The 13,006-nt window shown below is 69.1% G+C and carries 13 protein-coding genes and 1 tRNA gene; 6 read left to right on the top strand and 8 right to left on the bottom strand.

What is annotated here, in order from left to right; translation table 11 throughout:
• Positions 1-229 precede the first annotated feature (229 nt).
• The 5 genes from RUTHE_RS11310 to rpmH all read right to left on the bottom strand — a co-directional run bounded on the left by RUTHE_RS11310 (position 230) and on the right by rpmH (position 3,613).
• Positions 230-1,756 carry a putative bifunctional diguanylate cyclase/phosphodiesterase gene (locus RUTHE_RS11310; protein ID WP_021098557.1) on the bottom strand — a complete coding sequence of 509 codons (1,527 nt, stop codon included), beginning with the start codon at positions 1,754-1,756 and terminating at the stop codon, positions 230-232.
• Positions 1,757-1,828: 72 nt separating this feature from the next.
• Complete coding sequence (ttcA, locus tag RUTHE_RS11315; protein WP_040645729.1) at positions 1,829-2,710, bottom strand: tRNA 2-thiocytidine(32) synthetase TtcA; 882 nt, start codon at positions 2,708-2,710, stop codon at positions 1,829-1,831.
• A gap of 120 nt (positions 2,711-2,830) precedes the next feature.
• A complete protein-coding gene (gene yidD, locus RUTHE_RS11320; RefSeq protein WP_021098559.1) occupies positions 2,831-3,052 on the bottom strand; it encodes a membrane protein insertion efficiency factor YidD in 222 nt (73 codons plus the stop codon).
• Complete coding sequence (gene rnpA / locus RUTHE_RS11325; RefSeq protein ID WP_021098560.1) at positions 3,049-3,477, bottom strand: ribonuclease P protein component; 429 nt, start codon at positions 3,475-3,477, stop codon at positions 3,049-3,051. The genes yidD and rnpA overlap by 4 nt, the downstream gene beginning before the upstream one ends.
• Position 3,478: 1 nt before the next feature.
• Positions 3,479-3,613 (bottom strand): 50S ribosomal protein L34, encoded by a 135-nt coding sequence (gene rpmH / locus RUTHE_RS11330; protein ID WP_021098561.1) that lies wholly within the window; start codon positions 3,611-3,613, stop codon positions 3,479-3,481.
• 241 nt (positions 3,614-3,854) lie between these two features.
• On the opposite strand from rpmH, the gene RUTHE_RS11335 reads away from it, so the two are divergent.
• The 6 genes from RUTHE_RS11335 to RUTHE_RS11360 all read left to right on the top strand — a co-directional run bounded on the left by RUTHE_RS11335 (position 3,855) and on the right by RUTHE_RS11360 (position 10,413).
• Positions 3,855-5,288, top strand: a complete 1,434-nt coding sequence (locus RUTHE_RS11335; RefSeq protein ID WP_021098562.1) for a sensor histidine kinase — start codon at positions 3,855-3,857, stop codon at positions 5,286-5,288.
• Between the two features lie 71 nt (positions 5,289-5,359).
• Positions 5,360-5,436 (top strand) — tRNA-Arg (locus RUTHE_RS11340).
• 216 nt (positions 5,437-5,652) lie between these two features.
• Complete coding sequence (locus RUTHE_RS11345) at positions 5,653-6,756, top strand: ABC transporter ATP-binding protein (protein WP_021098563.1); 1,104 nt, start codon at positions 5,653-5,655, stop codon at positions 6,754-6,756.
• A 73-nt stretch (positions 6,757-6,829) separates the two neighbouring features.
• Entirely contained in the window at positions 6,830-7,921 is a 1,092-nt protein-coding gene (locus RUTHE_RS11350) for an extracellular solute-binding protein (protein ID WP_245542234.1), read from the top strand.
• A 73-nt stretch (positions 7,922-7,994) separates the two neighbouring features.
• Positions 7,995-9,557 (top strand): ABC transporter permease, encoded by a 1,563-nt coding sequence (locus RUTHE_RS11355; protein ID WP_021098565.1) that lies wholly within the window; start codon positions 7,995-7,997, stop codon positions 9,555-9,557.
• Positions 9,558-9,561: 4 nt separating this feature from the next.
• A complete protein-coding gene (locus tag RUTHE_RS11360; protein WP_021098566.1) occupies positions 9,562-10,413 on the top strand; it encodes an ABC transporter permease in 852 nt (283 codons plus the stop codon).
• 51 nt (positions 10,414-10,464) lie between these two features.
• On the opposite strand, the gene RUTHE_RS11365 is transcribed toward RUTHE_RS11360, so the two are convergent.
• From RUTHE_RS11365 to RUTHE_RS11375, 3 genes are read right to left on the bottom strand one after another with little or no spacing between them, the layout of a single operon-like run.
• Positions 10,465-11,400: an AEC family transporter gene (locus tag RUTHE_RS11365; RefSeq protein ID WP_021098567.1), complete on the bottom strand. Its 936-nt coding sequence runs from the start codon at positions 11,398-11,400 to the stop codon at positions 10,465-10,467.
• Positions 11,397-12,203 carry an MBL fold metallo-hydrolase gene (locus tag RUTHE_RS11370; RefSeq protein ID WP_021098568.1) on the bottom strand — a complete coding sequence of 269 codons (807 nt, stop codon included), beginning with the start codon at positions 12,201-12,203 and terminating at the stop codon, positions 11,397-11,399. Before RUTHE_RS11370 ends, RUTHE_RS11365 begins: the two co-directional genes overlap by 4 nt.
• Positions 12,200-13,006, bottom strand: a complete 807-nt coding sequence (locus tag RUTHE_RS11375; protein WP_021098569.1) for a TatD family hydrolase — start codon at positions 13,004-13,006, stop codon at positions 12,200-12,202. The genes RUTHE_RS11370 and RUTHE_RS11375 overlap by 4 nt, the downstream gene beginning before the upstream one ends.

Below are 13,006 nucleotides of genomic sequence, written 5' to 3' on the forward strand. Positions count from 1 at the left end.
CGATCCGCGGGCGTCAGGCCTCACATCTTGTTGTGCGCCCTGTCCCGTTCGCCCTGGCACAGGCTCTCTGTCCGCACCGGTCCCGCACCGATCCCGGGGCGGCCCTTGTGTCAGGCGGGGTGTCAGGCGGGGTGTCAGGCGGCGGGCAGGGGGGCTGAGCCCATGCCCCGCTGCATGGCCCCGCATCCGGGCGAGGCCGCAGACCGCATCGGGGGCGCCTCAGGGGCCGTCAGACCACCCGGAGCCTTGTCCCGCCGTCGCGGCGCGCCTCCCAGGCCCGGAGCCAGCCGGCCGTCTCGCCGAAGGGCATGGGGCGGGCGATGCCGAACCCCTGCACATGACCGCAGCCGAGACGGGCGAGCACAGCCTGCTCGCCCGCGGTCTCTACCCCTTCGGCCAGCGTGTCGAGGCCCAGCCGGTCCGCCATCGTCAGGATCGCCGAGACCATCCGCGCCTGTTCGGGATCCTCGTCGATGCGGGTGACAAAACTGCGGTCGATCTTGATGCGCTCGATGGAAAAGCGCCGGATCGAGGTGATGGAGGCATGACCGGTGCCGAAGTCATCCAGATCGAGGCAGCAGCCGAGACGGGCCAGACTGGCCAGATTGCGGATCACCAGATCCTCGGACTGGGAGGCCACGACGGATTCGAGCACCTCCACCACGAGCCGGTCAGGCGTCAGCCCGAAGCGGTCGAGCTCCCATCCGATTCGGTCCACGAGACGGGGATCGCACAGTTCGACCGAGGAGAAGTTGACCCCCACACGCGGCACTGCAAGCCCCAACGCATCCCATTCCCGCAGCGCCGTCAGCGCATCGCGGATCATCTTCTGGCCCAGACGCGGCATGAGGCCGGCCTCTGCCACCGCAGGCAGGAATTCGGCCGGGGGAATCAACCCGCGCGAGGGATGCTGCCAGCGGGCCAGCGCCTCGAAGCCGGTGACCGCGCCGGTGGTGGTGCTGATCTGGGGCTGGAAATAGGCCTGGATCTCACCCCGCTCGAGCGCGGCGGCCACCTCCCCCGCAAGGGCGCCACGGCTGTTGATGCGGGCATGCATCGCCTCGGAATAGGAGCGGATGGCCCCCGGCCCGTTGCGCTGAGCCTCGATCAGGGCGAGCATGGCTGCCTGAAGCAGTGTCTCGCCCGTGGGAGAGCGGAGCCGGGCCGGCAGGGCGAAGCCGACCGAGACGGTCAGATGGACGCTCATCCCGCCCAGGGCGATCGGCTCGGACAGGGCGCGCTGGAGACGGCCGGCAAGCTGGATCGCCCCCTCCAGATCAAGACGGCGGACCGGCGACAGCGCGACCGCGAACATGGGCCCCTCGAGCCGGGCGGCATGATCGGTTTCGCGCAGATGATCGCGCAGACGTTGGGCCGTGACGGTGAGGATCCGTTCCACCGCGGCATGATCATGCCGTTCTTCCAGAAGGCGAAAGCGGTCGATCTCGATCACGAGGACGGCCGTGGATGGCCCATCCGGCCGTGCAGCGGCAAGGATGCGGTCCAGTGCGGAGACCAGGCCGTTTCGCGTGCCCAGACCGGTGAGCGCATCGCCCGGAGCCGGCGGCGCGCCGCGCGCCAGAGCCAGCCCGAGTGCCATGGCCGCCGGCACGGCGAGCGCCAGGGCCGCCTGCTCATCCCCCTCCTGCAGTGCAAGCGCCAGGGCGGCCGACAGGACCGCCAGGGCCAGAAGAACCCGCCCTGACGGGACCGCGAGGCCGCGCATGCGGCGGAACCGGGCTGTGTTGCGGATCATCGAGCGCCCCTTCGCTGCGGCCGGGGATCGGCCCGGCCCTTGCACGCTTAGGGCGAAAATCCAAACAGCACGTTAACGCGGAAGATGAATTTCCGTCGAATTGTCCTGATCTGTCGCCGCCGGCCGCGGTGCCAGCGCCAGGAAATCCTGCAGCGCCGGATCGAGCAGATGCGAGGGCCGCACCGTCTGGAGCGCGCGGAACATGAGCGCCCGGCGACCGGGCGTGCGGCGCTCCCATTCGTCGAGCAGTGCCTTGACCTGCGCCCTCTGGAGCCCTTCCTGCGAGCCGCACAGGTCGCAGGGGATGATCGGATAGCCCATGGCGCGGGCGAATCGGTCGCAATCGGCCTCGGCGACATGGGCAAGGGGGCGCAGCACCAGCAGATCGCCCTCGTCATTCAGCAGCTTGGGCGGCATCGCGGCGAGGCGGGCCCCGAAGAACAGATTGAGGAAGAAGGTTTCCAGGATGTCGTCGCGATGATGGCCGAGAACGACGGCCTGGCACCCTTCCTCGCGCGCGATGCGATAGAGATGGCCCCGCCGCAGTCGCGAGCAGAGCGAACAGTAGGTCCGCCCCTGCGGGATCTTCGCGGTGACGACGCTGTAGGTATCCTGATACTCGATCCGGTGGGGCACCCCCATGCGGGCGAGGAACTCGGGCAGGACGGTCGCGGGAAAGCCCGGCTGGCCCTGATCGAGATTGCAGGCAAGCAGATCGACAGGCAGCAGGCCGCGCCATCTGAGCTCGTGCAGGATGGCGAGCAACGTGTAGCTGTCCTTGCCGCCCGACAGGCAGACAAGCCAGCGATGCCCCGGTGTCACCATGCCGTAGCGCTCGATCGCCTCGCGCACGTCCTGCACGAGGCGCTTGCGCAGCTTGCGGAACTCCGTGGTGCGGGGGGCGCCGTGAAAGAGGGGATGGATATCGTCGGGGGCGTCGGTCGTGTCGCGCAGTCGGGGGGGGGCCTCCGGCGGCTCCTCTGTCAGATGGGCACATAGCCCCGGCCGGGCGGGAACGGAACCCCCGGGCCGGGATCACTCCGGCACGTCACTCCGGCACGTCACTCCGGCACGTCACTCCGGCACGTCGTCCACGCCCATTCCGCCCCAGGGGTGACAGCGTGCCAGGCGGCGCAGAGCGAGCCAGCCCCCGCGAAGGGCGCCATGGCGCGACAGGGCCTCCAGCGCATAGGCCGAACAGGTGGGGGTGTAGCGGCAATGATGGCCCACCCAGGGCGAGAGCAACAGCCGATAGGCCCGGACAGGCAGCGCGAGCATCCAAGCCGCGGGGGTCATCGTCCCCCCTCCGCGGCGGTTCCCGGGACGGCGCCGGCAGCGGCGCTGGCGGCGGTCTCTTCCGTTGCGGCCCCGGGCGGCGGGCGGTGGATGCGGGCGAGCGCGCGGCGCAGATCCTCGCGCAGGCGGTCGAAGGGAAGATCGGCCGTCGTGCCGGGACGGCCGACCAGGACATAGTCCCAACCGGGCCGCCCCTGTTCGACCAGAACCTCGCGCGCGAGGGCGCGCAGCCGGCGCTTGGCGCGGTTGCGGGCCACCGCATGGCCGACCTTGCGCGAACAAGTGAAGCCGACGCGCGGCGGACCGTCATCCCCCCGCGCGCGGGCCTGGAGCGAGAAGCCGGGCATGCCGGCGCGCAGGGCCTGCGAGGCGGCGACGAAATCCGCACGCCGCTTCAGGACGGCAATCGGCCCTGCCGTCCCCACCTCAGGCGGAGAGAACCTTGCGGCCGCGGGCGCGGCGACGGCTCAGAACGGCACGGCCGCCCTTGGTCGCCATGCGCGCGCGAAAGCCGTGGCGGGCCTTGCGCACGCGGTTGGAAGGCTGGAAGGTGCGCTTCATCGCGGAACACTCCGTCAGGGGCGCGCGAGGGCATCCCCCGGCGCTGTCATCCGAAGCCTGTCCCTTAGGCGAGCCGTCACGCCCTGTCAACGCAAGGGGGGATGGGCTGCGGGCGGCCCCGGCGGGTCTGCGCGCCGCCTGGCGAAGCCCACAACGCATGCAGGGCAGACAAGCCGATACACAAGCGTGCGAGGCCGCCCTACATAGGGTCGGGGCCCTGACGGCCCCTTCGGGAGGCCCGATGTTCCGCACGCTTTCGGGGCGGTTCCTGATCCTCACCGCGGCCTTCGCCCTTCTGGCGGAGGTGCTGATCGTCGTGCCCACGGTGGCGCGGTCGCGGCTCGACTATATCGAGGCGCGGCTCGAGGCGGCGCAGATCGCCTCGCTGGCCGCAGCGGCCGCCGATGCCCCGCTGGACGAGGCCCTGGAGGCAGAGCTGCTGCGCAATGCCGGCGTCTACAATGTCGCGCTGCGCCGGGATGCGATGCGGCAGCTGGCGCTGTCCTCGCCCATCCCCGAGCCGATCCATGCCACCTACGACCTGCGCGAAGCCGGCGCCTGGTCGCTGATCCGCGATGCGCTGGTCACCCTGGCCGATCCCGGGCGGCGGATCATCCGCATCATCGGACAACCCGTGCAGGATGGGGGGGTGCTGATCGAGATCACCATGGAGCAGGGGCCGCTGCGCCGCGCGATGATCGAGGACGGGTTGCGTGTCCTTGGCCTTTCGGCGCTGCTGATCCTGCTGGTGGCGGCGCTTCTGGTGCTGGCGGTGCAGGTGCTGCTGGTGCGGCCCATCCGCGGCGTGGTGGATGCGATGCGCGCCTATGCCGCCGAGCCGGAGGATGCGCGCCGCATCCTCACGCCGACCGCCACCGTGATCGAGCTGCGCGAGGCGGAGGAGGCTCTGCGGTCGATGCAGCTCCAGCTCACCGGGGCGCTGCGGCAGAAGGAGCGGCTGGCCCAGCTGGGTGCGGCGGTCGCCAAGATCAGCCATGACCTGCGCAACATCCTGGCTTCGGCGCAGCTCTTCACCGACCGCCTGGAGGAGACCGACGACCCGCTGGCCCGGCGCCTTGCGCCCAAGATTGTGGCCGCGCTGAACCGGGCGATCTCGCTGTGCGAATCGACGCTGGCCTTCGGCCGGGTGGAGGAACCCCCCCCGCGCCTTGCCCGTGTCAACCTGGCCTCCATCGTGGCCGAGGTCATCGATGGCGAGCGCCTCGCCGCAGGAGATCAGGACATCTCCTTCTCCGAGGACATCCCCAGGGGGCTGATGCTGCGCGCGGATGGAGAGCAGATCCATCGGGTGCTGCTCAATCTGGTGCGCAATGCCCGGCAGGCGATCGCGGCCACGGGCGAGGCAGGGGAGATCGGCCTGCGCGCCTGGGAGGACGACGAAGCCTGGTGGATCAGCATTGCCGATACGGGGCCCGGCCTGCCGCCCAAGGCGCGCGAGCATCTCTTCCAGCCCTTTCAGGGGCGGGCCAGCAAGGGGGGGACGGGGCTCGGCCTGGCCATCGCGGCCGAGCTGATACGCGGACATGGCGGGCGGCTCGAGCTGCGCCGCAGCGACGAGACGGGCACGGAATTCGTCATCCGCCTGCCCAAGGAGGACAGCGCCCTGTCCCCCGTCGCCGACCGTCCGCCCCTGCCGCCCGAGGCCGCGGAATAGGCGGCCATCGATCCGTCCGCCCCCTCTTGCCATCCGCGGCGGCTGCGGCTACATGGCGCCCACTCTGTCGCGCGCTGGTAGCTCAGTTGGATAGAGTACTTGACTACGAATCAAGGGGTCGGGGGTTCGAATCCTCCCCAGCGCGCCAGAATCTCTTCCTCCGAAGCAGGCCGATGCAGGGTCCGCCGCGGCGGACCGGGCCGGACGCATCCGATGTGTTGGCGGATGCTCCGGGGACTTGCCCGGAAGCCGCCCGGATTCATGGTAGCGCCACCTCCGTTGCAACTTCGCGCAGGCGGCGCTAAGCGGGGTCAGGGGACCAGACCGGCGGGGCAACCGCCGCGGCAACAGGGAGAGAACAGGGGTGAAGGAACCCGCCTCCGATGAGGCCTTTGTGGCCTTTGAGCGCGTCCAGAAAAGCTATGACGGCGTCACGCTTGTCGTGAAGGATCTCAACCTGTCGATCGCGAAGGGCGAGTTCCTGACGATGCTCGGCCCGTCCGGTTCCGGCAAGACGACCTGTCTCATGATGCTGGCCGGCTTCGAGACGGCGACGCATGGGCAGATCCGTCTGGCAGGCCGGGACATCAACGACGTGCCCCCTCACAAGCGGGGCATCGGCATGGTGTTCCAGAATTATGCGCTGTTTCCCCACATGTCGGTGGCCGAGAACCTGGCCTTCCCCCTCGAGGTGCGGGGAATCGGCAAGGCCGAGCGCGAGGCCAAGATCGCCCGCGCCCTCGACATGGTGAAGATGGGCGCCTTCGCCGGCCGCCGTCCCGCCCAGCTTTCGGGCGGCCAGCAGCAGCGCATCGCCCTGGCCCGCGCCCTCGTCTTCGAGCCCGAGCTCGTGCTGATGGACGAGCCGCTCGGCGCGCTCGACAAGCAGTTGCGCGAGCACATGCAGTTCGAGATCAAGCATCTGGCGGACAATCTCGGCATCACGGTGGTCTATGTGACCCACGACCAGACCGAGGCGCTGACCATGTCGGACCGCGTCGCGGTCTTCAATGACGGCGTCGTCCAGCAGCTCGCCCCGCCCGACGAGCTCTATGAGCGGCCCATGAACAGCTTCGTCGCCCGCTTCATCGGCGAGAACAATGCCCTTGAGGGGACCGTCGAGCAGATCGCCGGGGGGCGCTGCACGGTGCGTCTGCCGGATGGGTCCGTGATCGATGCGGTGCCCGTCAACGTCTCGCGTCCGGGAGAGCGCACAAGGGTCTCCATCCGCCCCGAACGGGTGGAGTTTCGTCCCGAACGGCTGCAGGCGGATGCCCACACGCTCGAGGCCGAGGTGCTCGAATTCACCTATATGGGCGAAAGCTTCCGGGCCCGGCTGCGCGTCGCGGGGACGGACGAATTCGTGATGAAATACCGCAACGCTGCCGATCAGCGCCGGCTTCGGCCGGGCGAGCGGCTGCGCATCGGCTGGCTGCCCGAGGATTGCCGCGCGCTCGATGCGGCGTGAAGAAACGACTACAGGGAGAACGACAATGCGGATCGCGACTTGGATGGGATCGGCGGCACTGGCGCTGCTGCCGATGACGGGCGCTGCCCTCGCGCAGGAGGGCGAGACGCTGCCCCCTTGCGAGAACTGTGCCGACAGCATGGTGATCATGTCCTGGGGTGGGGCCTATCAGAACAGCCAGCTCAAGGCCTATGTGGAGCCCTATGTCGCCCAGACGGGCATCACCGTGACCTGGGACGAGTCCTCCAACGAGGCCGTGGCCAAGCTGCGCGCCGCGCAGGAGGCGGGCAACATGCCCTTCGACCTCGTGGATGTGGAAGGGCCCGACGCCCAGCGTGCCTGCGACGAGGGTCTGGCCGTCGAGATCGACCATGACGAGGCCCTGGCCCCCGCGCCCGATGGCACCCCGGCCAGCGAGGATTTCGGCGAAGCCATCGTCAACGAGTGCTTCGTCCCGCAGATCGTCTTCTCCACGACCTTCGGCTATCGCACGGACGTGGCCGAGTGGAACGGCCAGACGCCCGACGACATCTGCGATGTCTTCGACCTCGAGACCTTCCCCGGCATGCGCTCTCTCCAGCGCAGCCCGAAGAAGAACCTCGAATGGGCGCTGGTCTGCGACGGCGTGCCCGCCGAAGAGGTCTATGACGTGCTCTCCACGCCGGAAGGCATCGACCGCGCCCTGGCCAAGCTCGACACCATCCGCGACAGCGTGATCTGGTGGACCGCCGGGGCCGAGACGCCGCAGCTTCTGGCCGACAAGGAAGTGGTCATGGGCTCCACCTACAACGGGCGGCTGTTCTCGGTCATCGCCGAACAGGGCCAGCCGGTCGCGATGCTGTGGGACCATCAGGTCTTCGACTATGACGGCTGGATCGTGCCCGCCGGCCTGTCCGAGGAGCGGATGAACCGGGTGATGCATTTCCTGCGCTTCGCCACGGATACCCAGCGCCTGGCCGATCAGGCGAAATACATCGCCTACGGGCCGGCCCGGGCTTCCTCGCAGCCGCTGGTGAGCACGCATGTCGATCTCGGCATCGAGATGGCGCCTCACATGCCCACCAACCCGGAGAACATGACCCATTACATCGTCAACTCCATCGACTGGTGGGCCGACAATCAGGACGAGGCCGAGGCCCGGTTCCAGAACTGGCTGGCCCAGTAAGGAAAAACCGGCAGGAATGGACCAGGCGGGGGCGGCGCTGCGGCGGCGTCCCCGCGCGGCAGGGGGCAGGGACATGGCCGACATGACGGTGGACAGGCTGCCGGACGGGCGCGCCGCGCCGGAGGGGACGACGATGCTGGCAGCCGATGGCACACCCCTGCGGGTGAGCCTCCAGCGCAGCCTGCGGCGCCAGAAAAGACGGGCCTTCCTTCTGGTGGCGCCGCTTCTGGCCTTCATCCTGGTGTTCTTCGCCCTGCCGATCGCGGACATGCTGTTCCGCTCGGTGGACAATCACATCGTCCCCGAGACGCTGCCCCGCACCGTGGAGGCGCTGGCCGAGGATCCCGATCCCGTCCCGGGCGAGCCGGTCTTTGTCGCCCTCTACGAGGATCTGGTCGTCGCCGAGGCCTACAAGCGGCACACCCAGCTCGGCACGCGGCTCAACTATGAAATGGGGGGGGCCTCGTCGCTCCTGCGCGGGACGGGACGGGCGATCGGGCGCATCGGGACGGATGTCTATGCCGATCAGTTCGTGGCCGCCGATCCCGCCTTCGCCGATCCGGCCCGCTGGGCCGCCTGGATGGTCGATCCCGCCATCCGGGCCGCGCTGCCCGAGACGACGGATGCCTATGACGCCTGGGCGCGCTTCACCATCGAGGCCGACAACGACGACCCGGCCGAGGAACAGCCGGGCGACATGGTCTATGCCGCGCTCTGGCGCGACCTCGCGGCCGGTGCGCAGCCGCCGGGCCTGCCGGCCGTCGATGTCTCGGGCTGGGAGACCCCCTCGATCCGCGAGCTGATGATCGAGGCCGAATCGGGCTGGGGCGATCCCGGGATCTGGTCCACGCTGCGCACCTTCTCTGCCCCCTATACGGCCGGGTATTATCTGGCAGCCCTCGATCTGCGGCTGAGCGAGGACGGCATCGCCCCCCGCCCGGCCAGCGAACGCATCTACAATGCCCTCTTCCTGCGCACCTTCGTGATGTCGCTTCTCATCACGGGGCTGTGCATCCTTCTGGGCTATCCGGTGGCCTTCCTGCTCTCCACGCTGCCCGCCCGGACCGCGAACCTGCTGATGATCCTTGTGCTGCTGCCCTTCTGGACCTCGCTGCTGGTGCGGACATCGGCCTGGAAGGTGCTGCTCCAGCAGCAGGGGGTGATCAATGACATCCTCGTCTGGGCGGGGCTGGTGGCCGACAATGCCCGCCTGGTGATGATCAACAACCAGACGGGCACCATCATCGCCATGACGCATATCCTGCTGCCCTTCATGATCCTGCCGATGTATTCGGTCATGAAGGGCATCCCGCCCGCCTACATGCGCGCGGCGCGCAGTCTGGGCGCGAATGACTGGACCGCCTTCTGGCGGGTCTATTTCCCGCAGTCCATTCCCGGCATCGGGGCAGGATCGATCCTCGTCTTCATCCTGGCCATCGGCTACTACATCACTCCCGAGCTCGTGGGCGGCACGCGGGGCGTCTTCATCTCCAACCGGATCGCCTACCACATCTCCTCGAGCCTCAACTGGGGACTGGCCGCCGCGCTGGGGACGATCCTGCTCGTCGCGGTGCTGATCCTCTACTGGATCTATGACCGGCTCGTGGGCATCGACAACGTGAAGCTGGGAGGCTGAGACCATGGCCCTGCCACGCTATGCAACCCCCGCCCAGCGGGCCTGGCATTACGGCCTGCGGGTCATCGTCGGCCTCGTGCTGTTCTACCTTGTCGCGCCGATCATCGTCATCATCCCGCTCTCCTTCAACGCACGGGACTTCTTCACCTTCACGCCGGAGATGCTGGCGCTCGACCCGGCGGGCTACTCCCTCAAGCACTACCGCGACTTCTTCACCAATATCGACTGGCAGCTGCCGCTCTGGAACTCGCTCAAGATCGCGCCGATGGCGACGCTGATCGCGGTGACGCTTGGCACGCTGGCCGCGGTGGGACTGTCGCAGGCCCACATGCCCTGGAAACGTGCGATCATGGCGATCCTGATCTCGCCGATGATCGTGCCGCTGATCATCTCGGCTGCCGGGATGTATTTCTTCTACAGCCGGATCGGGCTCCAGGGGACCTACTGGGGGGTGGTGCTGGCCCATGCGGCGCTGGGCGTGCCCTTCGTCATCATCACGGTGACGGCGACGCTCGTCGGCTTCGACCGGTCGCTGACGCGGGCGGCGGCGTCGCTCGGCGCGGGGCCGGTGCGGACCTTCCTCAAGGTGCAGATGCCCCTCATCATGCCCGGCGTCGTGGCGGGGGGCCTGTTCGCCTTCATCACCTCCTTCGACGAGGTGGTGGTCGTCATGTTCATGGGCGCGGCCGGGCAGAAGACCCTGCCCTGGCAGATGTTCACCGGCCTGCGCGAGCAGATCAGCCCCACCATCCTGGCCGCGGCGACGGTGCTGGTCACGGTGTCGATCCTGCTGCTCATCGCGCTCGAGCTGCTGCGGCGCCGCAACGAGAGGCTGCGCGGCCTGTCGCCGTCCTGATCGCCGCCCGTTGCGGCGGAGGCGCCTCCCGCCGGGCACGGACGGGGCGGATCAGCGCAGCAGCCAGAGCCAGAAGGTGCCGGTCAGGAGGCTGAGCGCGGTGCCCAGCAGGACGGCCGAGGCCGCGACACGCATGCCCCGGCCATACATCGCCGCAAAGAGATAGGCATTGACCCCCGGCGCCATCGCCGCCGTGACGACCGCCGATCGCAGCGGCCCGAGATCCAGACCGACCCATGTCCCGAGGCCGTAGGCCAGGGCAGGCTGGAGCAGCAGCGACAGCGCGACGATGAACAGGATCGTGGGCCCGTCACCCTCGGGCCGGTATCGCGTGAGCACCCCGCCCAGCCCGAACGGCGCCGCCGGAATGCCGGCGCGGGCGATGAAATCTACCGCCTCCCGGAGGGTTGCGGGCAGGGGCAGGCCGGTCACGTTGACGGCAAGGCCCAGCAGGATGCCGAGGACGAGAGGATTGCGCGCCATCGCGCCAGCGACCTGGCGGGGCACGGTCAGGACCGAGTGTCCTGCGCCGCCCGAGCGGACGAATTCCATCACCGTGATACCAACAAGATAGCAGAAGGGCGAATGGAAGGCGATGATCGCCAGATTGGGGGCGATGGCGTCGGGGCCGAAGGCGCGCTCGGTGATCGGCAGGCCAAGCAGCAGCGAGTTGGAAAAGAAGGTCGCGAAACCGATGGCGACGGCATCCTCGGGCGGGCGGCCGAAGATCCGGCGCGCCCCCGCCATGCCGATCACGAAACAGGCGCCGGCGGCACTGTAGAAGGTGCCGATCAGGGCCGGATCGAAGGCCGTGCCGAGATCCATCCGCGCCAGCCCCCCGAACAGCAGGCAGGGTAGGGCGATGCCCTGGGCAAAGCGCATCAGCCCGTCGATATGGGCGGCCTCCAGCAGGCCCGCGCGCGCGCTCGCATAGCCCGCGCCGATCACGAGAAAGACGGGCAGGATGACGGAGAGGAGCAGGCTCATGGCGCGAAGGGGATCGCCAGGCCGTCATGCGCCGGGATCACCCCCGGCGGCAGGCGGGCGGCCAGTTCGGCGTAATCCAGATCCACATGCATGTTGGTGATCACGGCATGCGGAACGCCGGATCGCGCGATCCATTCGAGCGCCAGATCAAGATGGGCGTGCGTCGGGTGCGGGGTGTAGCGCAGGGCGTCGATGACAAGGCAGTTCAGGCCCTCGAGCAGCGGCCAGACCGATTCGGGAATCGCCGAGACATCGGGCAGATAGGCCAGATCGCCGATGCGAAAGCCGAGAGCGGGGATCCTGCCGTGCTCGACGGCGAAGGGGATGAAGCAGAGCGGCCCGCCCTCTCCCTCCACCGTCACGGGCCCCTCGATCAGCCGCAGGTCGCAGATCGGCGGATAGGCCGATCCGGGCGGGGTCTCGAAGGCATAGCCGAAACGGGCGCGCAATTCGCGCGCGGTGCGCTCGTCGGCCCAGACGGGCAGGCGCGAGCGCATGTTGTGGACGACAAGGCGCAGATCGTCGATGCCATGCACATGGTCGGCATGGGGATGGGTGTAGAGCACGGCATCGAGCAGCCCGACGCGGGCATCCAGAAGCTGAAGCCGCAGATCCGGCGAGGTGTCGATGAGCACGCGCGTCGCCCCCCGCGGGCCCCTGCGCATCGCCAGCGCCGAGCAGCGCCGCCGCCGGTTGCGCGGATCCGCCGGATCGCAGGCGCCCCAGTGCGGCTCTCCGTCCGGGCCGATCCGCGGCACGCCGCCCGAGGAACCGCAACCGAGGATCGTGAAGGTCGCGCTCACGGCCGGGCCTTCGCGAAGAGACGGTCGAAATTCGCCGTGGTGGCCTTGGCGAAGGCCTCGGGCGTCAGGCCCCAGAGCGGGGCCAGGGCCCGGGCCGTATGCGCGACATAGGCCGGTTCGTTGCGCTCCCGCACGGGGGGCGGCGCGAGATAGGGGGCATCCGTCTCGAGCAGGATGCGGTCGAGCGGCGCGGCGGCAAAGATGGCGCGCAGGGATTCGCTGCGGGGGAAGGCGGCAATGCCCGAGGCGGAGAGGTAGAAGCCCATCTCGATCGCGGCCCGGGCCAGCCTCTCGCCCGAGGAGAAGCAGTGCATGACGCAGGCAAAGGGTCTGCGGGCATGGGCTTCGGACAGAAGGCGCTCCACATCCGCGTCGGCCTCGCGGGCATGGACGATCAGCGGCAGGCCGGTTTCCTGCGCGGCCTCGATATGGATGCGGAAGGAGCGGCGCTGGGTCTCGGCCGAAGCCGGGCTGTAATGATAGTCGAGCCCGGATTCGCCGATGCCGACGCAGCGGGGATGGGCCGCGAGGGCGACCAGATCCTCCACGGTCGCCATCGGTTCCTCGGCGGCGCTCAGGGGATGGGTGCCGACGGCATGGAAGACACCCGCATGCGCCTCGGCGATGGCGCGCACGGGCGGTTCATGGCGCAGGCGGGTGCAGATGGTGACCATGCGCTCCACCCCGGCGGCGCGGGCCCGGGCCAGAACGGCATCGAGATCCGCCGCAAAGTCGGGGAAATCGAGGTGACAGTGGCTGTCCACCAGGGGTGCGAGGGGAGGGATCGTGTCGGCTTCGGTCAT

Source organism: Rubellimicrobium thermophilum DSM 16684 (assembly GCF_000442315.1).
In the GTDB taxonomy this organism is placed as follows: Bacteria; Pseudomonadota; Alphaproteobacteria; order Rhodobacterales; family Rhodobacteraceae; genus Rubellimicrobium; species Rubellimicrobium thermophilum.